The 24,599-nt window shown below is 44.3% G+C and carries 20 protein-coding genes, 1 other RNA gene and 1 pseudogene; 15 read left to right on the forward strand and 7 right to left on the reverse strand.

Annotated elements, in window-relative coordinates; genetic code table 11:
- Positions 1 to 65 precede the first annotated feature (65 nt).
- The 3 genes from G400_RS0101200 to mvk form a co-directional block, all read right to left on the reverse strand.
- A complete protein-coding gene (locus tag G400_RS0101200; protein WP_017261819.1) occupies positions 66 to 1,145 on the reverse strand; it encodes a phosphomevalonate kinase in 1,080 nt (359 codons plus the stop codon).
- Positions 1,146 to 1,222: 77 nt separating this feature from the next.
- Positions 1,223 to 2,203: a diphosphomevalonate decarboxylase gene (gene mvaD / locus G400_RS0101205; RefSeq protein ID WP_017261820.1), complete on the reverse strand. Its 981-nt coding sequence runs from the start codon at positions 2,201 to 2,203 to the stop codon at positions 1,223 to 1,225.
- Between the two features lie 60 nt (positions 2,204 to 2,263).
- The gene (mvk, locus tag G400_RS0101210; protein ID WP_017261821.1) at positions 2,264 to 3,202 is read right to left on the reverse strand and encodes a mevalonate kinase; all 939 of its coding nucleotides are present in this window, start codon (positions 3,200 to 3,202) and stop codon (positions 2,264 to 2,266) included.
- Positions 3,203 to 3,401: 199 nt separating this feature from the next.
- On the opposite strand from mvk, the gene G400_RS0101215 reads away from it, so the two are divergent.
- The 4 genes from G400_RS0101215 (at position 3,402) to G400_RS0101230 (ending at position 9,018) form a co-directional block, all read left to right on the forward strand.
- Positions 3,402 to 6,209 carry a helicase C-terminal domain-containing protein gene (locus G400_RS0101215; protein WP_017261822.1) on the forward strand — a complete coding sequence of 936 codons (2,808 nt, stop codon included), beginning with the start codon at positions 3,402 to 3,404 and terminating at the stop codon, positions 6,207 to 6,209.
- Positions 6,210 to 6,297: 88 nt separating this feature from the next.
- A complete protein-coding gene (locus G400_RS0101220) occupies positions 6,298 to 6,798 on the forward strand; it encodes a cell wall elongation regulator TseB-like domain-containing protein (RefSeq protein WP_017261823.1) in 501 nt (166 codons plus the stop codon).
- 24 nt (positions 6,799 to 6,822) lie between these two features.
- Positions 6,823 to 8,118, forward strand: a complete 1,296-nt coding sequence (gene asnS, locus G400_RS0101225) for an asparagine--tRNA ligase (RefSeq protein WP_017261824.1) — start codon at positions 6,823 to 6,825, stop codon at positions 8,116 to 8,118.
- Between the two features lie 174 nt (positions 8,119 to 8,292).
- The gene (locus G400_RS0101230; protein ID WP_026017139.1) at positions 8,293 to 9,018 is read left to right on the forward strand and encodes a DnaD domain-containing protein; all 726 of its coding nucleotides are present in this window, start codon (positions 8,293 to 8,295) and stop codon (positions 9,016 to 9,018) included.
- A gap of 79 nt (positions 9,019 to 9,097) precedes the next feature.
- On the opposite strand, the gene G400_RS0101235 is transcribed toward G400_RS0101230, so the two are convergent.
- On the reverse strand, positions 9,098 to 11,395 hold the full coding sequence (locus G400_RS0101235; protein WP_017261826.1) for a transglycosylase domain-containing protein: 2,298 nt from the start codon (positions 11,393 to 11,395) through the stop codon (positions 9,098 to 9,100).
- Positions 11,396 to 11,413: 18 nt separating this feature from the next.
- Positions 11,414 to 12,028 (reverse strand): Holliday junction resolvase RecU, encoded by a 615-nt coding sequence (gene recU, locus G400_RS0101240; protein ID WP_017261827.1) that lies wholly within the window; start codon positions 12,026 to 12,028, stop codon positions 11,414 to 11,416.
- Positions 12,029 to 12,399: 371 nt separating this feature from the next.
- Between recU and G400_RS0101245 the strand changes: the two genes are divergently transcribed.
- From G400_RS0101245 to G400_RS0101260, 4 genes are all read left to right on the forward strand, one after another.
- Positions 12,400 to 12,960: a DUF1273 domain-containing protein gene (locus tag G400_RS0101245; protein WP_017261828.1), complete on the forward strand. Its 561-nt coding sequence runs from the start codon at positions 12,400 to 12,402 to the stop codon at positions 12,958 to 12,960.
- Positions 12,961 to 13,028: 68 nt separating this feature from the next.
- A complete protein-coding gene (gene gpsB, locus G400_RS14190; protein WP_017261829.1) occupies positions 13,029 to 13,433 on the forward strand; it encodes a cell division regulator GpsB in 405 nt (134 codons plus the stop codon).
- A 25-nt stretch (positions 13,434 to 13,458) separates the two neighbouring features.
- Positions 13,459 to 13,837: RNase P RNA component class B (gene rnpB, locus G400_RS15985), an RNA gene on the forward strand.
- A gap of 206 nt (positions 13,838 to 14,043) precedes the next feature.
- Entirely contained in the window at positions 14,044 to 15,192 is a 1,149-nt protein-coding gene (locus tag G400_RS0101260; protein ID WP_017261831.1) for a THUMP domain-containing class I SAM-dependent RNA methyltransferase, read from the forward strand.
- A gap of 258 nt (positions 15,193 to 15,450) precedes the next feature.
- On the opposite strand, the gene G400_RS0101265 is transcribed toward G400_RS0101260, so the two are convergent.
- The gene (locus G400_RS0101265) at positions 15,451 to 15,729 is read right to left on the reverse strand and encodes a hypothetical protein (RefSeq protein ID WP_017261832.1); all 279 of its coding nucleotides are present in this window, start codon (positions 15,727 to 15,729) and stop codon (positions 15,451 to 15,453) included.
- A 325-nt stretch (positions 15,730 to 16,054) separates the two neighbouring features.
- A complete protein-coding gene (locus G400_RS0101270; protein ID WP_017261833.1) occupies positions 16,055 to 16,462 on the reverse strand; it encodes a ribonuclease HI family protein in 408 nt (135 codons plus the stop codon).
- Positions 16,463 to 16,520: 58 nt separating this feature from the next.
- Here G400_RS0101270 and G400_RS0101275 point away from each other — a divergent pair, with 58 nt between their 5' ends.
- The 7 genes and pseudogenes from G400_RS0101275 to G400_RS14195 all read left to right on the forward strand — a co-directional run bounded on the left by G400_RS0101275 (position 16,521) and on the right by G400_RS14195 (position 24,509).
- Entirely contained in the window at positions 16,521 to 16,901 is a 381-nt protein-coding gene (locus G400_RS0101275) for an EbsA family protein (RefSeq protein WP_017261834.1), read from the forward strand.
- Positions 16,902 to 16,964: 63 nt separating this feature from the next.
- Complete coding sequence (locus tag G400_RS0101280) at positions 16,965 to 18,629, forward strand: formate--tetrahydrofolate ligase (RefSeq protein ID WP_017261835.1); 1,665 nt, start codon at positions 16,965 to 16,967, stop codon at positions 18,627 to 18,629.
- Positions 18,630 to 18,677: 48 nt separating this feature from the next.
- Positions 18,678 to 19,124: pseudogene (gene lspA / locus G400_RS0101285) on the forward strand (signal peptidase II); the annotation flags it as partial.
- A gap of 205 nt (positions 19,125 to 19,329) precedes the next feature.
- On the forward strand, positions 19,330 to 20,256 hold the full coding sequence (locus G400_RS0101290) for an RluA family pseudouridine synthase (RefSeq protein ID WP_042655411.1): 927 nt from the start codon (positions 19,330 to 19,332) through the stop codon (positions 20,254 to 20,256).
- A 15-nt stretch (positions 20,257 to 20,271) separates the two neighbouring features.
- The gene (pyrR, locus tag G400_RS0101295; protein ID WP_017261838.1) at positions 20,272 to 20,808 is read left to right on the forward strand and encodes a bifunctional pyr operon transcriptional regulator/uracil phosphoribosyltransferase PyrR; all 537 of its coding nucleotides are present in this window, start codon (positions 20,272 to 20,274) and stop codon (positions 20,806 to 20,808) included.
- Positions 20,809 to 20,841: 33 nt separating this feature from the next.
- Positions 20,842 to 21,921, forward strand: a complete 1,080-nt coding sequence (locus tag G400_RS0101300; protein ID WP_017261839.1) for a carbamoyl phosphate synthase small subunit — start codon at positions 20,842 to 20,844, stop codon at positions 21,919 to 21,921.
- Positions 21,921 to 24,509, forward strand: a complete 2,589-nt coding sequence (locus tag G400_RS14195; protein WP_017261840.1) for an ATP-binding protein — start codon at positions 21,921 to 21,923, stop codon at positions 24,507 to 24,509. The genes G400_RS0101300 and G400_RS14195 overlap by 1 nt, the downstream gene beginning before the upstream one ends.
- Positions 24,510 to 24,599 lie beyond the last annotated feature (90 nt).

The following is a 24,599-nucleotide window of genomic DNA, read 5'->3' on the forward strand; positions in this document are numbered from 1 at the left end:
GAACCGATAATCGGGTTCTACGGTTTTTAGTTTGCATATGGTACTCGCTTTGATTTAGAAAGTGATTAAACTAAATCCATGACATTGTGAACACTTAATGGCAAGGTGGTAATACCTTGAGTTTCCCAATCCTGCAACAGTGTATCAACGGCCTCGTGACGATCAATCAAAACGATACCGCAGTCACCGCCACCGGCGCCAGAAGTTTTAGCTGCACCACCATGATCTTCAGCAATCGCGCATAGACTATTTAACGCAACTGTTTCGATTGGCACATGACTGAATGCACTCAAATGTTGTAGTAATTTGCGATTTAACCGAAGTTCACGTTGAATGATATCGATTGCGCCATCCCGAAAACCCTGAATCATCCGGTTTAAACAATCACGGCTTGATTGCAAGAATGTTCGGTATTCTAGTTGATCCATACTTTTGGCCCAGGTGACCTTATCAACTAAGTGAGACGTTGATGCAGGGGAGCCTGTCCAGCCAATTAGCAACCTTAAATCTGCTGGCGGTGTCAAAAGTTCAACAGACAGGCCAGGCCAATCGAGGGCTAACAAATCAATTAGCGGTAGGTCATCACGTTTAGAAGTCAGCCACTGATGATCGAATGAATGGTAAGCAATCCAACCACCGTAGACAGAAGCCGCAATATCGCCAAGAGAACCGTTACCTTGAACATCCAGATGAGCAATAGCTGCTAATTTAAATAACGTGTCCTTAGTGATCGGCAGTTGATAAAATTTGCAAAGTGCTTTGACCGTACCTACCGTAACAGCGGCGGAAGAACCCAAACCAAACTTTTTGCCATCCTTGCTATCCAACTGAGAGTTTACAGACAGGTGGTAGAATTTCAACTCACGTCCACATGCGCGTGCGTAACTTTCAGTCAAACGAATAGCGGAGAGCAGGTAATGAAAGGGATTGTCCCGATTGTCAAACACAAGTTCATCGCCGGCTCGCCGCCAGTTCACTGAGGTTTCTTTGTATTGTTCAGACTCGATTGTGCCGAAGTTTTTACTTTCCTCAATTGTGACAGTTACAAACTGGTTTAATGCCACAATAATGGCAGGGAAACCTGCTTCAACAACCGCATACTCGCCGGCAATGTATAATTTACCAGGCGCTTTCACGCTAATCAATTAATCATGTCCTTTCAAGACAAAAAATGTGTGCGTTATCCATGTTGAATAGCGCAAACATTGCTTATTTCAAAATTTTATAAATAGGTCAAGCCTGGGCCTGGTTTTGCGACAACCAATTGGTCATTGCCAAACACTGGCCGTAGATGGTCCAAAATGGTGTCAACTTCGTTTGCTAAGCAGATGACTTTTACATTTGGACCCGCGTCCATCGTATAATAGCAGTTCAGACCTATTGAGCGCAAGTCGTTAATTAATTGCATTGCCTTAATGGTATCGCCATTAAAGTATGTGAAAGGCGGTGTGGCACTAAGAGTCGTTGCATGCATGCACATTGCATTATGTTCCGCGATTGAACCAACACGGTTTATATCTTTTTTAAGTAATGCATCTTTCATTGGCTTGATGTCAGCATTGGCTTGTTTAACCCAGTCATTAAAGAACGGTGATGTTTGTGACTGTTTCATGCCATGACGGCTGCCAACTTTTTTCTCATCTTGTGAGACAACAATGGCAATCATTCGAATTGGCCAGTCAACTTGTTCATCTAATGGCTCAGCAAACGAACTTTCGTTGTCGTGACCAGCGTGCCATTGAACGAAACCGCCAAAGATTGAACGGGTAGCCGAACCGGAACCACGTCTTGCAAGCTGGGATAGTCCGCGTCGGGACAGACTGAGACCGGCAGCTTTAGCGGCAGCCCCAGCTAAGGCTGCAAAACCAGATGCAGATGACGCCAAGCCAGCTGTGGTCGGCACGTGATTACTTGTTTCAATATGAGCAAATAGGTTGGTGTGAGCACGTTGACGAACTAGATCCATGAATTGACGAATTCGTTGCTGACCATCTGTCGGCAATTTGATTCCGTCTAAGATGATGTCATCGGCGACCAACTGTTCATCAAATTGAACGCTGGTTGTCGTGTAAAAATGGTCTAGTGTCATGGAGATTGAATCATTTGTGGGTAAAATAAGCCGCTCATCTGCTTTGCCCCAGTATTTAACTAATGCAATGTTTGTATGCGCTTTTGCAACCACAGGTGTTTGCGAAATTGTCATATTGCTAATGTCCTATCTTTCGAGCTTTATTTCTGATCTTATCCATAGTCTGGAGTCAGGTTACTGTTGTGCTAATGGTTCAATCCAAGTTGCCACAGCACCATGCTGTTCCAAAGCATTGGCCACTTTAGCGGCTTGCTCGGCGGTTTGGGTCAGTGCAAACATGCATCCCCCTAGACCACCACCCGTTAGTTTGGCACCTAATGCGCCAGCATCATTTGCAGCATTAATTAAATGTTGTAAAACAGGGTGGTTAACACCAAGTTCGGTTAAATCCTGTTGTGCAGCTGTCAATGTTTGTCCCAACAATCGAACTTGATTGTGTTGGAGGTACTTGGCCGCCGCAGTAGTTAGCGTGCCGAGATGATTGATCAAATGTTGACCAACGCCAGGCTGTTCATCGTCTTTAAGCAGTTCACTGACTGAATTGACTGCCATGCTGGTTTGACCGGTTACACCTGTGTCACCAACAACTAAAAAGGCGTTCATGTGAATCGGAAAATGTTTGAGCGGACTACCCTTGACTAACCACACCGGTTGCGTAGAACTGACCGTTGCCGCGTCAATACCAGATGGCGACCCATGCGTGATAACTTCCTCAATGTTTACCGTGTCTAACAACAGTTGTGGGTCCAACGCGGTTTCAAAAAAAGCATAAACAGCACGCGTCACTGCGGTCGCAACCGCCGCTGATGAGCCCATGCCACGTTCCTCAGGAATGGCACTATCAATTTTTAAATCGAAGTTTAAAGATAAAGCGTTGAACCGACGCAACAGGCGTTGCAGTAAGACGCGTACTCCCTCAAATTCACCCGGTAAGTCTACTAATGAACCAGTGAAGTAGCTACTTATTAGACGTTGACCGCGCGTTGTTTCGCTTAATGTAGCGGTTACAGCAACGTTGAGTAAGGGAACAGCGATCGCCGGTTGGTGGTGAACAACGCTATGCTCACCAATTAAAATAATTTTCGCATGAGCGCTACCTGTCGCAACACGCATGATGACGTCACTCCTTCGGCATATTTTACGACCATCATCATACCACATACACAAATGCTTTATCATGCTTAGCGGGTCTTTGCCTACTGCAACAAACAGAGTAGAATGAAACAAGGATCATAATTTCAACATTGGAAACGCTGAGAATAAGATGTAAAACCGGTGTTGTCATTATTTAGTAGAAAGGTATTCAGACTTAATGGATAAAGACACAACTTACGCCGTCGTTGATATTGAAACGACTGGCACCAGCGTAAAAGATGGCGATCGCGTCATCCAGATTGGCTGCGCGTTTGTTAAACACGGTAAGGTCGTCAATCAATATAGTACGAAAATTAATCCGGGAAAATCAATTCCAAGCGCCATTACACATTTAACCAGCATTACGAATCGTGATGTTGCGAGCGCTCCTTTTTTCGATGATATTGCAGCATCCTTTTATGCCATGCTTCAAGGCACGGTCTTTGTTGCACACAACGTGAACTTTGATTTTCCTTTTTTAAATGCCGAATTTGCCAGAGTGGGGTATCCGGCGCTTCAAATCGAAGCGATTGATACGGTGACGTTGACCCAAATTTTATTTCCGACGCTGCCAAGTTTCCGTTTGCGGGATTTGAGCGCTCATTTTCATATTGAGCATGATCAGCCACATACGGCCGACTCAGACGCAGATGCAACAGCTGTTTTGTTAATTAAATTATTGGATAAACTGCACCAGCTACCGATTAATACACTACGTCAATTGACCAACTTAAACCTGTCATTACCACAGGACACAACGGCAGTTTTTAACGTTGCCTTAGAGGAAGCACGTCATCATCCCAGCAAATTACCAGCTGGCGAATATGTTCGTGATCGGTTGGTGCTTCATGAGGCCACACCAATTAAGGCAGTCGATTTGGGACAGCCACAAGCTTACCCGAAGTCAAAAGCATCAAAACAGAAATTATGGGGCACCAAAATTAGTTGGCGAGATCCGCAAGCCAAAATGATGAATCAAATTTTCAATAACTACAGTCATGAAAACACTAAAAATTTGATTATTGAGGCGCCGACAGGTATTGGTAAAACGTTGGGGTATGCGGTGCCATTTGCTTACCTATCGCAAACGGGCCAATCGACGGTCATTTCAACCCAAACCACGCTATTGCAAGGCCAATTTATGCAAGAGACATTGCCACAATTACAAGACATGTTACCGTTTGACCTCAATGTGGTGGCTGTTAAAGGCAATCAACACTATCTTGATTTAAACCGGTTCGCAGATACATTGACCGTACCGGAACATTCTCAACAGAGTCAATTTCTTAAAGCACGTATTTTGGTTTGGTTGCTACAAACTGAAACTGGTGACTTGGATGAACTACATTTAACGTCTTATCGAGCACAACTGTTTGAAGAAGTTTGCCATCGCGGTCTAAAAACCATTAAACCAAGTGATCCTTTTTATGAAGACGATTATTTGCGACGTTTAGACCATCGTATTCGTCAGGCAAACCTAATTATTGTTAATCACGCGTACTTAACGCAACATGCCGATCAACTGGACACATTGCTTAATAAGCCATATTTGTTAGTTGATGAGGCCCAGCACTTGCCAGATGTCGCTGTCAATCAACATCGCAATACAGTTCGTTTTCACGATTTGGTTTCATTGTTACACCACGCGCAGGCAAACATTTTTAATCAACATGATCATCATCTGACTGAGATGTTTAGCGAGGATGCTGTGGCCGTTACGCAATTGCGGTCATTGTCTAACACCTTGATTAAACTAGATGCAGATTTAGATCAATTTGGTCACTCCATGTATCGACAATTCTTACTGAGTGCCCAAGTTAGTGCGCGGGGTCAACGCATTGTCGAACAGTTGATTGATAATCGTCAACTCAAACAACTGATGAATGATGATAAGGGTGCTTTTACGACACTAATGAACGGTCAAATAGCGTTAACAACGGCGCTGACAAAGTTGCAACAGCGGTTTACGGTCCAGTCAAAAAAGTGGTTAAATTCGGATGCAGCGTTGATGCATGAATTTGCAGGCACTGTGGGGCGAATCACAGACTTGCTGGCCCAACTTGATGCTTTCAAGACTCAGTTAAACGATCAAGAAATCGCTAACGTATACTGGTTACGCCAAAATCAATATGGTGATTCGTCGAGCTTGGAGCTTAGCGGTGGCCTGTTGCTTGCAACTGGCTGGCTTCGTCAAAATGTTTATGCGCATTTTAAACAACCGACGTTCACAGGGGCCACGTTATTTACATCCTCCAGAGCAAATTACCTAATTGATCAGTTAGACTTGGATCGGCAAGAAACGGCTACCAAACGGCTTGCAGAGCGTTTTGATTACGCATCACAGGCACGGTTGTTTGTTGCGACCGATGCACCAGCGATTAATCTTAACCATCCTGATGAGCAAATTCATTACTGGGATTCAACAATTGCAAGGCTTGTCCAAACGACCAGCCGTCAAACATTAGTCCTGTTTAATTCGCTAGCAGCAGTTAGCGCTGTTTACGAGGCTTTGACACACGGTCTGCTACCAGAGAACCATACTGTATACGCACAAGGGGTTACCGGTAGTCGTGAAAAGAATTTAAAACGATTTACGACCGAAAATAGCGCCGTTTTGTTGGGGGCCGCCAGTTACTGGGAAGGTATTGATTTACCTAAGGATGCGTTGGAATTAGTTGTCATTACACGACTGCCGTTTGACGCACCAACGGACTTACTGGTTGCTGCGACCAATGCTCAGTTGGAAGCCAAGGGGCATAATCCGTTTTATTCCTCAGCCCTACCGAAGGCAACCTTACGTTTACGGCAAGGGATCGGCCGATTGATTCGCACGGATAATGATCGTGGGGTCATTGTCGTGCTAGATCCACGGCTGATAACGAAACGTTACGGTGGTACCATGCAAAAGGCACTACCAGATGCATTGCCAGTGATTCCCCAAGGAACGGCAGAAATCATCAAACAAACACAAAATTTCTTTAAATGACTAGTAGACCGTTGTTTGATTGGCGATGTTTGCTATAATTAATCAGGTTATTGACATTTTCGTGTTAACGGAACGAATGGAGGTTAGCATGCAGCGAAAACAGCATCAGCAGCGCCAGTGGTCACAAATTATTTTATGGACCGTGCTAATCGTGGCCTTTATTGCTGGCAGCATTGGGATCATTTTTCACGAGGCCTTGAGACCAGCTAAAACTGCTGCGGGACAGACTGTTAGTATTGCACGTCAAAAAGGTATCAGTAATACCGGGGATTTTTTGACTTACAATCGGCAGCATACCTATTATTCGGTTAGCGGTCGCAATGCGAAAAATCAAGCGGTTTACGTTGTGGTGGCAAAGCAAAACGGGCAAACGAAGATTTTGAAGCAGTCCAATGGTACTTCAAAAACAGCGATTCTTCGCCAAGTTTGGCAAAAGAGCAATCCTAAAAAAGTGCTGAATATTGGTTTAGGTATTCGCAAGTCAGAACCTGTTTGGGAGGTTACCTACCTAAATCAGAAGGGCAACCTATGCTACGACTTAATTCGTTTTAAGGATGGCACCATGGTTCAATCCATTCAGAATCTATAATTTTAAACAAAAGGGGAAATTTCAGTGGAAACAATCAGCATCATTCACGCACCGGAACACGTCGACGAAAAAGTTCGTATTGGTGTATGGCTTAGCAATAAACGCTCTAGCGGGAAGATTGCGTTTTTACAGCTTCGTGACGGGACAGCATTTTTTCAGGGTGTCTTAAGAAAAAATGACGTTAGCGAAGAAAAATTCAACGAAGCTAAAGAACTGCGCCAAGAAACGAGTTTGTATGTGACTGGGACAATTCATGAAGACAGTCGCTCCAAGTTTGGCTACGAAATGGAAATTGAAGATTTCGAAGTCGTTGGTGAAAGTGAAGACTATCCGATTACACCAAAAGAGCACGGCATCGATTTTCTGTTGGATCATCGTCATTTGTGGTTACGTTCTTCTAAGCCTCACGCTTTACTTAAAATCCGTAATGAAGTCATTCGCGCAACATTTGAATTCTTTAATGATCGTGACTTTATCAAGATTGACGCTCCACTGTTGACTGGTTCTGCACCAGAAGGCACGACTGAATTATTTAAGACAGACTATTTTGGACAGGATGCCTTCCTGTCTCAAACTGGTCAACTGTATGAAGAAGCTGCAGCGATGGCATTTGGTCGGGTATTCTCATTTGGCCCTAGTTTCCGAGCAGAAAAATCGAAGACACGTCGTCATTTAACAGAATTTTGGATGATCGAACCAGAAATGGCGTGGATGCACCAGGAAGACAGTTTGGCTATTCAAGAACAATACATTGCCTTTTTAGTGCAGTCAGTAATCGATAACTGTCAAAGTGAATTAGCCGTTATTGGTCGTGATGTGGAAACGTTGAAGAAGTACACGCGGTTACCATATCCACGGATTTCTTACGATGATGCAATTAAGTTACTTCAAGAAAACGACTTCGATGTTGATTGGGGCGTTGACTTTGGATCACCTGAAGAAACATTCCTCGCTAATCACTTTGATCAACCCGTGTTTGTCCTGAACTATCCCAAGGCAATCAAAGCGTTCTACATGAAGCGGCACCCAACCCGTGATGACGTGGTTATCTGTGCTGACTTACTTGCGCCAGAAGGCTACGGCGAAATCATTGGTGGTTCTGAACGTGATACTGACTTTGATTACTTGCGTGACCGAATTGTGGAATCTGGCCAAGATCCTAAGGATTACGATTGGTACCTCGATTTACGCAAATACGGTAGTGTTCCGCACTCTGGTTTCGGTTTGGGCCTTGAACGGTTCTTAACGTGGATCACACTTCAAGATCACTTGCGTGAGACGATTCCATTCCCACGGATGATCAACCGGATTTACCCGTAATTTTAAATGTATTTGTTAAAGTGGTTTTTGTGAGACAATCTCATGAAAACCATTTTTATGTGTAGTGAGCGACGTTAATTGTTTTCAAAATACGAGGTGATCAGTCGCTAATTATCTGGATAGTGTTCAGGCACAATTACTGGTATAGTACAGGAAGAAAAGAAGGTGCACGAATTGGAAAATTTTGCGTCAGCTTTATTGCAGGCTGGTGAAACGACAATCAATAATTTAATTCTGACTCATTATCGAGAATTAAATATGACTAACGAGGAACTGATTGTGTTTTTACAATATAAACGTTCTTTGGATCGTGGTATTGATTTTCCTGATGCAGAGGCCGTTGCAAACGTAATGGGCACCACTACTGCTGACGTTTATACGCAGTTGGATAATTTGCTCAAGAAGGATTTGTTGTTGATTGAGTCTAAAGCCGATGAGGCCGGCAAATTGCGTGATCGTTACGACTTTTCACCGCTGTACCAAAAGCTGGCTGCTTTGCCAGATACACTCAGCGGTGTGCATACAACCGCTGCTGCCGTATCTGCGCCAGATTCAAAGTCAGCTAGAGAAGATGTGTTTAACAAAATTGAGGTTGAGTTTGGCCGACCACTCAGTCCGACGGAGCTTCAAACAATCGCACGTTGGTTTGATGAAGACCATTTCAAACCTGAATTAATTCTAATTGCTTTACGTGAAGCAGTGCTAAACCAAGCTTATAGTTTGCGTTATATTGATCGAATTCTTCTCAGTTGGCGCCAGAAAAATTTAACTTCCGCGGGGCAGGTGGAAAAAGAATTATCACAAAGACGCACAAAACAGGCCACGCCGCCGGCACAGACGACACCGAAGGGGCCAAGTATTCCCTTATTTAAGGTTTCAGAGCCACCGACACAATCGTAACAAATGAAAAGGGCACCTTTCTTAGTTTCTGACTAAGAGAGGTGCCCTTTTAAAATCGGTTTAAATATAGTGGTATAGGTTAGTGACTACTGCTTTGACTATTGTTGCTTTCACTGTTTGATGAGCTATTGCTCTCGGAGTTACTACTCGATGAACTTGAGCTAGCGTCATTCGAAGAACTGTTGTCATTATTGCCGCCCTGAGTAGCATTGCTTTCAGATTCGCGGCTGGAAGCAGCATTATCGGACGTGCTTGAACTCGAATTGTTGTCTCGCGAGAAAGAAGAGAAGGAAACCATGGAGGATGAAGAACCAGTAGAGCTACTTTGATCCTTCTCATTTAGATATTGTTTCCAGTCTGAACCAACTACGGCAAGTTCATCAACGCCGTTATGACGCACAACTTGTACACTGCTTGGACGAACCCAATTGTCATTGGATTGTGTTTGTGCCATGTACATTTGGAGGTTCTTGTAAATGGACTCTGCGATTGATAATTGTGCTGTTGTCATGTAATGATTTGGTTCATTTGGTTGATCATAACCGGTCCAAACGGAGATGGAACTGTGTTGCGTATAACCGGAATACCAAGCATCCATAACAGCGCCGTCTGGAATGCCTGACACACTGCTTGGATAGCCTGACTGACCAGTTTTACCGGCCTGATATAAACCAGGAATTTGTGCGCCAGGGGCCCACGTAGCTGTTGGCACGCCCTTAAGCATATCCGTCAGCATGTATGCTGTTGCGGAAGTCATTGATCTGTGTGAGGCCACGTCGAACTTGTGGGTAACACCGTCAGCAGTAATGACTTTATTGACTAGATGAGGAGCGCGGTATGTTCCGCCGTTCGCAATGGCACCAAAAGCTGCCGATTCCTGTTCACTGGAAACATAGGCACCGATCCCATTTGAATATTGCAAGGCTGATTTAAACTTCATGCCGTTTTGAGCCATAAATTCAGTTGCCCGGTTCAATCCGACTGCTTCCAATGTCCGAATGGCAGGAATGTTACGAGATTCAACCAACGCCTTACGCATCGTTAAAGACCCTTGATACTTTTGATCCCAGTCATTTAGTTGAATGTTAGTCCCAGGATAATTGTACTTAGTGTCTTGAACGGTTTTAAACGTTGGCCATTGTTTGTACTCGATGGCTGGACCATAATCCATAAATGGTTTGATGGTTGAACCGGAGGACCGATCCGTTTGTGTGGCTCGGTTTAATCCAAATGCAACGTTTTGTTTTCGGCTACCAATCATGGCTGTGACAGCTCCGGTTTGAGGATCTGTCATCGTGACACCAACTTGAAGCAGGTCGCTAGGGAAGTCCACGTACTTATCAGTGTTAACGATGTCGTATAACCGTTTCTGAGCGTTCATATTAAGGTTGGTGTAAACCTTAATGCCTTCCTTGTAAGGGTTGTAGCCTTTCTTTTCAACTTCTTTGATGACTTGTTGCAGATAAGCATCGAAAATTTTATCGTTCGAATCTGTACCATTAACAGTATGGTTAACGGACAATCCCGAAGAGATTGGGGTGTTGAGCCCATCCGTTAGTTGTTGTTTGCTGATAACTTTGTTTTCATACATTGCTCGTAACACTGTATCGCGTCGTTGCTTAGCATAACTGGGATGGGCCACTGGATCATAGTAGGTTGGCGACTGAGGCATTCCGGCAAGAACTGCTAATTCAGTGTAGTTAAGCTTCTTTAATGGCTGATTGTAATAGTATTTAGCGGCAGTAGCCATGCCGTAAACACCATTACCCATATAAACCTTGTTAATGTAGTACTCTAAGATCTGGTCTTTGGAATAATGTTTTTCCACGTAATAGGCTAGCGCGGCTTCTTGTGATTTACGTTTTAACGTACGGTCAGAAGCTGCTGTTGAGAAGACGGACAGTTTAACCAGTTGTTGCGTTAACGTTGATCCACCTTGTAATCCCAATGAACTACCGTGAATATTGGCCAATGTTGCACTAATGATTCGCATTGGATCAATTCCGAAGTGGTGTTTATAGAAGCGGCGGTCCTCAATAGAAACAACTGATTGTTTCAATGTCGTTGGGATATCCTGCGAATGCACGTACGTCCGGTTTTGAGCACCTAAGTTTGAAATAACATTACCGCTGTCATCTAAAATTTCGGTGGAGTTTTGGCTAGTTAATTGTGCAGTCGTGATTTTGGGCGCGCTAGAAGCGTAGTAAGCAAACAATCCGCCACCTGCCAAGATACCCAGCAAAATAATACCAAGTAACCAGTATAAAATGGTTCGCCAAAGAGGTCGTCTTCGTTTGGGACCGGATGTTTGTAGACTGCCATCGTCGCCATGGTACCGGGCGATTCGTGACTGAGATTGATCATTATTGTCAGACATGTTGCTCTCCTTAAACAGTTACTTCTTTTTTGCAATCAGTGAATCGACTGCACTTAGGTATGGAACTAGCGGATTAAGCTGAAAGGGAATTGAATATCCACTTGCTTCAATGTCCGCACGGGGGATCGATTTTCGGCCACCGTTTGCCTGATTGTCCCAAAACTTGAACAAGACAGAGGCTGGTAACAAGAACGTATCCCCTTCATTGGTGAATCGAATGATTGCAAAGCCAATCCCACCGGCCTGAACACAGGCACGTAGGTGTTCCACCTGATGCTCGTGGAAATTTTTTAGCGGGAAAGAAACTTTATTTTTCGTTTCCTTCGCATCAAAATCGATGTAGTGGCCTTGATACACACCATTATAATCGGTTGTTGACGGATGCCTAAAGTAGGCTTCTTTAATCGTTGCAGCGGACCGTCTGGGGTAATCAACTTTCACAATCTGAACTGGCGTCGGCTTTTTATGAATCACCGCAATACCATTCGTCAGGTAATATTGATTACTTTCGTTTAGCTCCGCCTCCAAAGACATCCCACGATCACCATAATTTGTTCTGGTGCCGGTATGCGAGGGGGCAGACTGTTTTGCTGGTCCATGATAAGCTGCTCCGTTTGGGTAACGGATGTTCACAACAGACCACACTCCTTAGTTATGTGCAACAGCGTGCAAGAGCACAGACAATGATTGAATTTTAAATCTTTAAACATCTAAAATTTCCTACCACTACCAGACTTGCAGGCATTTTCGCCACACTTTCTTACATTGCTCCCATTATATCAGATTTGCCGAACAGTCTCCGAGACTGTAATGATGTTAACAAACCCGTAACTTATGTTTAATGTGTTTGTGATGAAAAAAAGCAATTTTTGACGAAAATGAACGGATTTTTACAGGAATTTGCGTCACAGACTTTGTTTATGGCAAAATGATATTTAAATTAAGGCTACTAATGTGAGTTTTTATTTATTGATTTTAACTAATTGGGAAGGACATTTACTAGTATGAGTCGATTATGGGTTACTGGTTATCGTAGTTATGAACTCGGCGTATTTGGAAGTAAAGATCCCAAGCTCACAGTAATAAAGTATGCGCTCCGGCAAACGTTGACGAACCAAATTGACAATGGTGTTGACTGGGTAATTACGGGCGGTCAGCTGGGTGTTGAACAGTGGACGATCGAGGTTGTCAACGATCTTAAGGCTGATCACCCACAACTCAAGGTGGCCATGATGTTACCATTTGCTGAATTTGGACAGAATTGGAATGAGAACAATCAGGCTCAGCTTGCGACGCTGCGTGAACGGGTTGATTTTTCAGATTCAGTTTCAAAACAATCTTATCAATCGCCGCAACAATTAAAAAATTATCAAGCCTTTATGCTTTCACATACAGATGCGGCACTTTTAGTATATGATATAGAACACGAGGGTAAGCCAACGTACGATTGCTTAGCTATCAAGGCTTTTAACGACCAGCATCCTTATGAAATGACCCTCATAGATTTTGACTGGTTGCAAGAGAGTGCCGATGAATATCAAGAAAATCATCGACAGTCATTTTAATTTTCGTCAACATGCGATACAATACTTAAAGTCGTGTTTCGACAGATAGATGATGAGGTGTAATGTTCATGCAAGAGATCAACTTTACGACGCAGGATATTCTGCAAAAAGAATTTAAGGAAAAACGAATGGGAACCGCCTACGACCCAACGGACGTTGACAGTTTCTTGGACCTTGTAATCAAAGATTACGAGATGTTCAATCGTGAAATTTCTCAACTTCGCGCCGAAAACGAACAGTTGTCCGGGAAGGTTGATGATTTAACTCGTCAAGTTAACGCTCGTCAATCTGTTCAAAGCAACGTTGAAACGTCCACTAGTCAAGCTAATAATAGCGTAACTAACATGGATATTTTAAAACGGCTTAGCAATTTGGAACGCCATGTATTTGGTTCCCAGCTGGATAATGGTGCTAACAACCAAAAGGGCCAAGACACTTTTAGTGCCGGTTCCCAGTCTGGTTGGAACGACTAATTTTATTTGTTAACCAAATATTGCAAATTTCGGGTAATTGGGCATAACTTATGTTGTGTCAGGAAAGTCCATGCTCGCACAGGCTGTGATGCCTGTAGTGTTCGTGCTCAGTGAAAAAATAAGCTGGGGTGCCTTCTCTTTTGAAGGTAACGGCGGGAAAACGTTGCTAAGGCTTCGGCTATGCGCTAGTATCCCTGAAAAGTGCCACAGTGACGAAACCAGTATGGAAACATGCTGGGTGGAACGCGGTAAACCCCTCGAGCGGGAAACCCAAACTACGGTAGGGGAGCTTCACATAGGTAACTGAACTGATTGTGGGGGAAGGTCTTTGACCTTGAGATAGATGATTACCACGGAGTAGATTGCGCCTGAGATCTACAAAGTACAAAACATGGCTTACAGAAATTTGCAACAGGCAGTCCTTCTCACGTGTGAGAAGGACTTTTTTGTGCTTTGCATTAGAAAATCAACGGCCATGTACTGATTACCTAATTGGGTAGCACCTTGCTAATGCAAATGGTAAGATGGTTAACGAATTGGTGGGTGCAAGTAATTGCAAAGTAGTAACTGACTCAATTACAGTCAACTCACAACATAGTAAGGAGTAAAGATGCAAACATTTCAATTAATTGCGACTTGTGCCGCAGGTATTGAGGCCTTGGTTGGCCGCGAACTGAGAGATTTAGGGTATGAAACCCAGGTCGAAAATGGCCGTGTCCGCTTCAACGGCACTGTTAGAGATATATTACGGACCAACTTATGGTTACGGACAGCTGATCGCATTAAAATTGTGGTTAAGGAATTCCCTGCTTTAACATTTACCGAACTGTTTGACCAAACTGAGGCTGTGGCCTGGGATGAGCTTTTGCCAATGGACGCAAATTTTCCAGTGGAAGGGCGTTCACATAATTCACAGCTGCATAGTGTTCCCGATGCTCAGGCGATTGTAAAGAAAGCCATTGTTACTCAGTTGAGCGACGTCTACCACCGCCGAACCCGGTTACCAGAAACGGGCGCTAAATTTCCACTGGAAGTTGCCATCAATAAAGATCAAGTAATGTTGACGCTAGACACAACCGGAGATTCACTGTTCAAACGTGGTTACCGGGTGGCTAAAGGGGATGCGCCGCTGAAAGAAAATATGGCAGCTGCGTTAATTTTATTAACGCATTGGACCCCCGCTGACATGCCATTTCTTGATCCTGTTTGTGGATCAGGTACATTACCGATTGAAGCAGCTCTTATTGCACGTAACATTGCTCCTGGTTACAACCGTCACTTCATTTGTGAAAGCTGGCCATGGGTTTCTTCTAAAGTGGCCGACACAGTACGGGATGAAGCAGATGCTGCAGCAGATTATGATAGTGAATTTGACATTGCTGGTAGTGATAATGATCCTGAAATGGTTGCCATCGCCAAAAAGAACGCTCAAGCAGCTGGGTTGAGCCAGGATGTCCACTTTAGTGTGGCAGATGTAACAGCATTGACGACCGACAAAATTAACGGTGTTATTGTTGCCAACCCGCCATATGGGGAACGTTTGAGCGATCAAACGGCCGTCCGTGCCTTATATAAGGGCATGGGAAAGGCATTCAAACCACTGACAACGTGGAGTAAATATATTTTGACCAGTGATTTAGATTTCGAGGCCGCGTACGGTCAGCGGGCGACTAAGAAACGAAAACTTTATAACGGGGCTTTACGTACAGATCTGTACCAATACTGGGGTAAACCGATTTGGCATCATGATAATAAGTAGAAGTTCATATGAATAGACATGGGGATCTGAACATAAAAAAGAAACTGGGACATAATGCCTCAACTCAATGTCTAATGAAAAATTGCCGCAAACGCGGGACATAACACTGACTTTTGCTCATCTAACGCGAATAAGGCATTCATGGGAAAAAACCATGAATGCCTTATTCGCGTTACCTGAGAAAGCAAAAGCGTGTTATGTCCCGCTCTCTTTTTCGAATATTTTGCGTTGAGTTCAACTAGTCAAACCACAGCTTAATCAAGATCGAATAATCATTAAAATGGTTGTGAAGATAATAAGCAAAATCGATACAACCAAATCGACAAGATTCAGCGGGTTTCTGTCGGCAGTGTCCTCAAATGTCATGAAATGAGCGTTTAAAGATACCATTCCAGCAATGGCCAGCAGTCCTAATCCAGTTTCGTTATAAACAAAAATTGAGGTTACAAGCAACACTGATTTGGCGATGAAACTGAGTCTTTTCAGTGGATTAGACGGATAGTACTTAGTTGATTCAAGCTTCGTTGCATTTAACATAACAACACCCCCAAAAACAGCTTAATTAGCTGAGTGGCAACCGAACGCTGTACAAAAGGTTGGACAAGGTATCGTGATTGAATGTCTACAATCAACAAGCCATTTGTGTAATTGTTATTAATGTATACTCTAAGACTTATTATTTCAAATAATCGTAATTAACACATTCAAACAGGGTTACACATTAACCAATGCCAGTCAAAAGGGTGTAACTGTATTGCATGTGGTCGTTTGTTATTAAACGAATAACAGAAACTGGACGAAATATTGAAATCCGTTAAATATTGTCGTCAATCGGCTCTGATAATCTTTCGATATGCTACGCTTAGTGCGCTTGATGTAGTGCCTGTAAGGCAAGTCTGTGGGCACCCATGTTCTGACGGTCGGGAATCCACTGAGTAATGACTAATGGAAACGAATCTTGGAGGGCCAATAACTTTTGTGTTAGGTCTGGGTAATGTTTCATAACACCTTTACCGACAGCATCTGCTACTAAACGACTATCCGTAAAAAACATCACGGTTTCCTCCGATTCACTCAATTTTTGTGCTTTTTCAAAGCCGATAATAGCAGCCTGAAATTCAGCGGCATGATTATCAACGGCGGTGACTATTTGTTTGAAGGGATATTGGTGACCGTTCTGAACGAGAAGAATGCCTGCACCACTCGGAATTTGAGCTATTTTGGGATGAGTTGCGACGCTTGCCGCATCTGTATAAAGTTTGATTATCATCTTAGTCCTTAAATTTGGTAAAATAGAAGTGTTGGAAAGAAAGGGGTTTCGTACGTCGATGCACACACAACGTTTTTTTTATCGGCCAAGCGGTTTAACTGCAGTTATCATTTGGTCATGGGTCGCCATTTTCTTTTGTGGTGGCGTGATTTTTCAGTATGAAATGGCGCGGTTTAATTGGCCAGCGATTATCATCGCTTGTTTATTTGTTTTATTGCTCGCTTGGGAACTTTTAGGTCGTCAACTGGTTTTTACCGGTCAAAACCTAATTGTTCGTCGAATGCTGGCGCCCAGAGCACTAACTGTCAATGTTCATCAATTGGAACACTTGTCGCTTAGTGGTCACACCATGAGTTTTTCTTTGGGCGGCAAACATTATCGATTCCGCGTAACTAAACACGCATTGGCGAAGATTAAAACCATTGTTAGTGCTGACTAGACCAACCCTAATAAGATTTATTATAACAGACACCCTAAACGGTCTGAGGAGAGGAAGTTGTTCATGACACAACCAAAAGATATTGAGATTGCACAACAAACTGAATTGCGTAAAATTAGTGAAATTGCCGAGACGGCAGGCTTAACAGAGGATGAAATTGAACCATACGGCCGTTACAAAGGCAAAATTGACTTGCCGTTAACTGGCAAACGTCAATCTGGCAAATTGGTGTTGGTTACATCAATTAATCCAACTCCGGCCGGTGAGGGTAAGACAACAGTTACGATCGGTCTTGGTGATGGTTTACGCAAAATTGGTAAACGGGCCGTTTTGGCTCTACGCGAACCTTCCTTAGGTCCCGTGATGGGAATGAAAGGCGGTGCCACTGGCGGTGGTTACGCTCAAGTTGCACCAATGGAAGACATTAATTTGCATTTTAACGGGGACTTTCATGCCCTGACAACTGCTAATAACACTTTGGCAGCGTTAATTGACAATCACATTCAACAAGGCAACGAGCTACATATTGACCCACGACGAATTAGTTTTCACCGTGTCTTAGATATTAACGATCGTGCGCTTAGAAATACGGTTATCGGCATGGGGGGTCCAACCTCTGGTACACCTCGAGAAGATCATTTTGATATTACTGTTGCCAGTGAATTGATGGCCATTTTGTGTTTGGCGACTGATCTGCACGACTTAAAAGCACGGATCAACCGCATCGTCGTGGCTGAAAACTACGATCGGCAGCCAGTGACTGTTGCTGATTTACAAGTCAGTGGTGCCATTGCTTTGCTCCTCAAGGAAGCAATCAAACCAAACCTTGTTCAAACTTTGGAAGGCACGCCGGCCATCATTCACGGTGGACCATTTGCCAATATTGCTCATGGTTGCAACAGTGTGTTGGCGACACGAACAGCACTTCAATTAGGTGAATACGCCGTTACAGAGGCTGGTTTTGGGGCTGATTTGGGTGCCGAAAAGTTTCTTGATATCAAGGTGCCCGTTCTTGGCAAAACACCAGATGCAGTTGTTTTGGTAGCAACTGTTCGTGCACTCAAGTTGCATGGCGGTCAAGCACTCGCTGATTTAACAACACCAGATCTTGATGCATTGCAAAAAGGGTTGGCCAACCTCGGTAAACACATTGAAAGCATGCAACGTTATCAAGTGCCAGTTGTTGTTGCCATTAATGCATTTACATCAGACACCCCGGAAGAAATTAAATTGATTCAGAATTATTGTCAACAATTCAATGTAGAGGCCGTGGAAGCTGATGAATGGGCACATGGTGGTGATGGGACGACCGAGTTAGCTCACGCCGTTGTTCGTGCTGCGCAACAACCGACCGACTTCAAGCCACTATATGAGGCCGACGATGATATTGTGACTAAGGCAACTAAAATTGTGACAACCATTTATGGTGGCCGCGGCGTTGTCTTGGAACCACATGCGAAGGCACAGTTACGCCGGTATGCAAAGCGTGGTTGGGATAAGCTACCTGTTTGCATGGCAAAAACGCAGTATTCACTAACAGATCGTCCAAAGCAACTCGGCGCTCCGAAGGACTTTGACATTCATATTCGGGCATTTGAACCTCGTTTAGGTGCCGGTTTCATGGTGGCCCTAACTGGCTCCATTTTAACGATGCCCGGTCTGCCGAAACATCCTGCCGCTTTAGACATGGCGATTACAGATGACGGCAAGATTTCTGGAATTTTCTAAAAATCAGCTTGATGAAAAGGAGTTGTGGCCGAGAGCCACATTACGCCAATGATATATTACTGGATTTTTATTGCTGTGTTGGTTGGTGCTGATCAAGGTATCAAGTACTATATTGCGAATAATTTAGCGTTAGGTAGTACGCATACATTCATCCCCGGACTGCTATCATTAACAAGCCTTAGAAACAATGGCGCCGCATGGTCGATTTTGACGGGCCGAATTGACATCTTTATTGTCATTACAATTGTGGCCGTTATCGTCTTGGCTTATGCGATGTGGCGTTTACGTGCCCAACGATTGTACATGTGGGGCATTAGTTTTATGATGGCTGGAACGCTCGGAAACTTTATTGATCGTATTCGTTTGGGCTATGTCGTCGACATGTTTCAACTGGATTTCCTGAAGAGTTTTCCAATCAGTAATTTTGCAGACTGGTGTCTCACAGCTGGGGTGATTTTGTTGATTGTTGCGGTAATTTTTGACCGTGATGACAATACAACAGGGCACAGTCAGGCAAGTTCCAAAAAGAAGGCTAAAACCCCAAAAAAGGATGATCGACCAATTAAACACAGTGGTCCCCGACACGCAGCAAAATAATTAAGGATTAATCGACACAACTATGAATAAAAATGAAACAACCAGTGCATCATCCATTGATGTGCAACCCGGTGCGAAAGCGCATCGTCAGGAATATGACAACATGGCAGCTCAAGCCGCTACACCGGATACACAAACATTTATCATTACGACACAAACCGGCCGTCTGGACAAGGTTTTAAGTCAATTAGCTGGTATCACACGATCCCAGGCACAAAATGCCATCATTGATCACCGGGTAACTGTTAATGGACAAGACGTTAAAAAACGAGATGAAGTAGCCGGCGGTGACACAGTAACGTTTGTGCCCAAAACGCCGACGCCCATTGCCTTGGTTCCTGAAGACATTCCATTAGACATTGTGTACGAAGATGACGATGTTATTGTCGTCAATAAACCGCAAGGAATGGTGGTTCATCCTGCACCTGGACACCCTGATCATACATTGGTCAATGCGTTATTAGCGCACAGCCCGTTGTCAACAATCAATGGGAGTCTGCGCCCCGGAATTGTTCACCGAATTGACAAGGATACGTCTGGATTGTTAATGATTGCCAAGAATGATTTGGCCCATCAGAGTCTGTCTGCACAGCTTAAGGCTAAAACGAATGAGCGCCAGTACATCGCGCTCGTTCACGGCGTCATTAGCGAAGATGATGGCACAATCGATGCACCGATTGGTCGTTCTCTAAAAGACCGCAAAAAAATGGCGATCGTTAAAGATGGCCGGCATGCCGTGACACACTTTCATGTGCTTAAACGGTACCGCCAGTACACACTGGTTAGTTGCCGACTGGAAACGGGCCGAACACATCAGATTCGTGTCCACATGGCGTACATTGGGCATCCACTGGCTGGTGATCCGTTATACGGACCTAAAAAGACACTGTCAGGAAATGGTCAGTACCTAACCGCACAAACGTTGGGATTCGTTCACCCCCGCACAGGTAAAACAATGCGGTTTGAAATTCCATTACCAGCATGGTTTGATGCTATGCTGAAGCAGCTGGACGAACAAGAAAACAAATAAAAGGGGTAACTCAAAATGGCAAAAGAAGTTGTCGATGCAATGGCGATGCAACGAGCGTTGACTCGAATCACCTACGAAATTATTGAACGTAATCGTGGGATTGGAAATTTGGTTTTGATCGGTGTTAAAACACGTGGCGTCTATTTAGCTGACAGAATCGCATCGCGTTTACATCAGCTGGAAGATACAGTGGTTCCTGTTGGTCAATTGGATGTTAGCGGATATCGTGACGATATTGCCAACTCAGAACCAACAACCAAGGCTGCTATCAGTAATCTCAATACATCTGTAACGGATAAAAAAGTGGTATTGGTCGATGATGTTTTGTTTACCGGTCGGACCATTCGTGCAGCCATGGATGCCATTATGGATTTAGGCCGTCCCAACAGTATTAACCTGGCGGTGCTGGTTGATCGTGGCCACCGTGAATTACCAATTCGGGCCGATTTTGTCGGTAAAAATATTCCGACGGCCCAAAATGAACGAATTCAAGTCTCAGTGAACGAAGTTGATGGTAAGGATAGCGTTGAAATCATCACCGGCAAAGATTAGCAAACAAGGTACCAGATAGAAAGGAACGTGCAGATGACAGAACGCTATTTAATTCTTTCAGATGGCACGGCCTATAAAGGTCAAGCGTTTGGATCGCCGGCAACCACAAGCGGCACCATCGTTTTTAATACGAGTGTCACCGGGTATCAAGAAATTATTACTGACCCGATTTATCACAATCAAATAATTGTCTTTACCACACCAACCATTGGCGCTGTGGGCGTTAATCATGAAAGTTATGAATCAATTCTGCCGACTGCTAAAGGGGTCGTTGTGCGTGAAGTGGCAGAAGTGTCCACCAATCGACAACGATCTCTAAGTTTGGATCAATTTCTACGTGTCCATAACATTCCAGGTATCTCCGGAATTGATACACGGCAATTAGTCCGTAAGCTGAGAACTCATAATGGTCTCAATGCCAGCATCGTGGACGTTGCCGATGAGCACGCGTTTGACCAACTCAATGCCATTGTGCTAACAAATCAGCAAGTCTCACAGGTGGCCACACCACGTCCATATGCTAACCCAGGCATGGGTCATAACATTGTGGTCATGGATTTTGGTCTAAAAAGCGGCATTTTACGGGAACTAGCGGTTCGCGATGCAAACGTGACTGTGGTGCCATATACGACAACAGCTGATGATATTCTTAACCTCGATCCAGATGGCATTATCTTGTCGAGTGGACCAGGGGATCCGCGTGATCTAGGTAAGGACATCTTAACGACCATTAAAACACTGGAAACGCGTGTGCCATTATTAGGCATCGGGTTAGGCCACGAACTATTTGCGCTAGCTAATGGTGCAACGATTCAACGCCTACCAGTTGCCCATCAGGGGATGAATCATCCCATTCGCGAAATCATTACGAATCAGATCATGTATGCCGCGCAGGCCGAAGAATATGGCGTTGACCGTGATAGTATCAACCGTGATCAACTTTTGATTACGCATATCGACTTGATTGATGGATCAATTCAAGGCTTACGTCACCGTGATTATCCAGCATTTTCGGTTCAATTCTTTCCGGATGCAGCGCCGGGTCCTTGGGAAGCAACCCAGGTGTTTGATGACTTCATCGAGCTCACAGGAATTAGAGGTGAACAGCATTAATGGCAGAGGAAACAAGTCAGGGTGCACAAACAACTGCACAGCTTGCGGCATTTAATCAAGCTGAGCACTCAGCAGAAAAAACGGCATCAGTTCACCAGCGTTTGTTAGTGATTGGTGATGGACCAAATGATTTTGGTCACGAAACAGAGTTAGATGCTGCGACGTATCAAACGTTGAGTGTGCTTCATAAACACAACTACGATACGGTTTATTTAAATAACAATCCGTTTTCATTTTCAATGGAAAATGCCTGCGGCGCGACAGTGATTATGGGTGATCCGTCTGATGTAGCCACGGTACGACAAGTAATCGAAAGTGAACATATTACCAGCATCGTGCCAACGGTTGGCGGACTCACCGCAATGAGAACTGTTGAGGAATTGATTGCTCATGATTATTTGGATGACAAGCACATTAATGTTTTAGGAATGCCATTAACAACAGTCCGGTTAATCAACAATCCGGCGTTAATGAACCAAACGCTTCGTGATTTAGGTGAACCCGTGATTACATCGCAGGTAGCTAGCACCACGTCCGATGCGTTTGATATTGCTCGTCAGGTCGGGTTCCCAGTGATCGTTAAGTCGGTGGCACCGCGGGGTGAAGGTGATCGGGTACTGGCCGAAAATGCGGACCAATTGGATGCTGCACTATCAGCTGCATTTGAGCGTTCCCGCACACGCCAAGTGATTGTGGATCAGAGTATTGTCGGCCTGAAAGAGGTTTCCTTTGAGGTTCTTCGGGATGCACGCGGGACTGAGCTTTTACTGGGTGCCATGGAGGATATGGATCCAGTTGGCATTCACGCGGCGGATTCCATTGAAGTGACCCCAATTCAAACCTTAACGGATCGCGAGTATCAAAAGTTGCGTCAAGCAGCATTTCGCGTTGCCCGGCGGTTACATATCGTCGGTGTGATGCACGTTCAGTTTGCGTTGGATCCAGTGTTGGATAATTACTTTATTATGAAAGTAAATCCTTACTACGATCGCGTTTCAGCCATGTTGTCGCGTGCTAGTGGTTATCCAATTGCACTAGTGGCCGCTAATGTTATGACGGGCATCTCTTTGCCCGAGGTTCGATTGTCGAGTCGTTTTGCAAAACGGACGGCGTTAATTGAACCAGTATTAGACCACGTTGTTGTCCGTTTTCCAATCTTTGCTTTTGATGAGGCGGAACGACGTGGGGTGAAGGTGGACCGTCAGCTCACAACCGTACAGAAATCGGTGGGTGCCACGCTTGGTATTGGTCGTTCACTGGAAGAGGCGATGTTAAAGGCGATGCGGGCAGCTCACTATCACAATCGCGATTTCGCTTTTGATGCATTGGCCAAATTATCAGACAACGATCTGATTCAGCAATTAATTCACCCCCATGATAACCGTATGATGTTGCTGCTAGAAGCAATTCGACGCGGTTATCAATCTGATGAATTAGCCGAACTGACGCAAATTGATGAATTTTACTTTCACAAATTACGTAATATTTATAATTTGGAAGTTGATATTGCGGCTCATTCAGGCTCTGAAGAATGGTTACAACGGGCAAAATATTATGGCTTTAGTGATGGGCTTATCGCTCAGCTATGGCAAACAAATGCCGATGCCGTTATGAATCAGGCACACACTGCTGGTATCATCCCAACTTATAAAACCGTTGAACCGACTGCCGGTGAGTTTTCAGAGGTTGTGCCAACCTTCTATTCAACGTACGAACTGGAGAATGAAAGCCGACCGCTAGCTGATAATACTGCGCTGGTAGTCACAACCGGTGCGTTTCGACTTGGCGACGGTGCTGCTGGGGAATACGTGATGAGTACCGTGATTAGTGAGTTGCATCAACAGGGCATCAAAACGGTAGTCGTCAATAATAATCCCAACGCAATCAGCTTAATTCCACAGTTGACCGATAAACAGTACTTGGAACCTCAGGAAATTTCGGATATTTTAGGCATTATTGACTTGGAACATCCACGCTGGGTGTTTGTGCCTGGCAATCGACTGAAGCTAATTGGTGCATTGCGATTGCGTCACATTAACGTCATTGTTATTAACAAGGACAAGGCCAGCAAGGCGGCTCAAGATGGTGACCAATTTTTGACCCGGATTGTTTACCACACAAATAAAATTGGCGTAGCTGACCCAGCTGAAGTTGCTCAAACGGATTATCACGCACCAACGCATCGACTGGTTGTTGACAATCAAGGTGTGCCGGGGATTGACGCGGAGCCTGGTTCCATGCGACAAAGTGGTTTTTATAATACATTGTTCTCTGCATTCAGTGGGCATTCAAGAATGGTCACCACTGCTTTACCGTTTCCAGAATTTGGTTTACTGAACAAGGGCACGGGAATTAATTGGATTCGCATGCTAGTGCGCGCCTTGTTAGACAAAACGACGGCCGCTGATCGGCGTGATTTCAGTCAGGGCCCGTTTATTACGGCCACACGTGGGGATGTCGAAATGGTCGATATTCCTGCTGATCTTGATAGGCGTTGGCACGCAAATTTACCATTGGTTGGTGCTCAGTTTAAATTAGGTGCAAAAATAAACGTGAAGTTTCCGTACGAGTTTAAAATCATCAACTAACAAGGTTAGCTGATGTACAACGGGACAAAAAGAGGATTCGCACAATTTTGCGCGAATCCTCTTTTATTTCGTCAAATGTATAGCGTTTGT

The organism is Furfurilactobacillus rossiae DSM 15814 (assembly GCF_000428925.1).
Taxonomy (GTDB): Bacteria; Bacillota; Bacilli; order Lactobacillales; family Lactobacillaceae; genus Furfurilactobacillus; species Furfurilactobacillus rossiae.

Excerpts from the sequence above, each read along its gene's own strand:
- mvaD (WP_017261820.1), bottom strand. The coding sequence starts at position 2,203 with ATGACAATTTCGCAAACACCTGTGGTTGCAAAAGCGCATACAAACATT.
- mvk (WP_017261821.1), bottom strand. The coding sequence starts at position 3,202 with ATGCGTGTTGCGACAGGTAGCGCTCATGCGAAAATTATTTTAATTGGT.
- G400_RS0101215 (WP_017261822.1), top strand. The coding sequence starts at position 3,402 with ATGGATAAAGACACAACTTACGCCGTCGTTGATATTGAAACGACTGGC.
- G400_RS0101220 (WP_017261823.1), top strand. The coding sequence starts at position 6,298 with ATGCAGCGAAAACAGCATCAGCAGCGCCAGTGGTCACAAATTATTTTA.
- G400_RS0101235 (WP_017261826.1), bottom strand. The coding sequence starts at position 11,395 with ATGTCTGACAATAATGATCAATCTCAGTCACGAATCGCCCGGTACCAT.
- G400_RS0101245 (WP_017261828.1), top strand. The coding sequence starts at position 12,400 with ATGAGTCGATTATGGGTTACTGGTTATCGTAGTTATGAACTCGGCGTA.
- gpsB (WP_017261829.1), top strand. The coding sequence starts at position 13,029 with ATGCAAGAGATCAACTTTACGACGCAGGATATTCTGCAAAAAGAATTT.
- G400_RS0101260 (WP_017261831.1), top strand. The coding sequence starts at position 14,044 with ATGCAAACATTTCAATTAATTGCGACTTGTGCCGCAGGTATTGAGGCC.
- G400_RS0101265 (WP_017261832.1), bottom strand. The coding sequence starts at position 15,729 with ATGTTAAATGCAACGAAGCTTGAATCAACTAAGTACTATCCGTCTAAT.
- G400_RS0101270 (WP_017261833.1), bottom strand. The coding sequence starts at position 16,462 with ATGATAATCAAACTTTATACAGATGCGGCAAGCGTCGCAACTCATCCC.
- G400_RS0101275 (WP_017261834.1), top strand. The coding sequence starts at position 16,521 with ATGCACACACAACGTTTTTTTTATCGGCCAAGCGGTTTAACTGCAGTT.
- G400_RS0101280 (WP_017261835.1), top strand. The coding sequence starts at position 16,965 with ATGACACAACCAAAAGATATTGAGATTGCACAACAAACTGAATTGCGT.
- G400_RS0101290 (WP_042655411.1), top strand. The coding sequence starts at position 19,330 with ATGGCAGCTCAAGCCGCTACACCGGATACACAAACATTTATCATTACG.
- pyrR (WP_017261838.1), top strand. The coding sequence starts at position 20,272 with ATGGCAAAAGAAGTTGTCGATGCAATGGCGATGCAACGAGCGTTGACT.
- G400_RS0101300 (WP_017261839.1), top strand. The coding sequence starts at position 20,842 with ATGACAGAACGCTATTTAATTCTTTCAGATGGCACGGCCTATAAAGGT.
- G400_RS14195 (WP_017261840.1), top strand. The coding sequence starts at position 21,921 with ATGGCAGAGGAAACAAGTCAGGGTGCACAAACAACTGCACAGCTTGCG.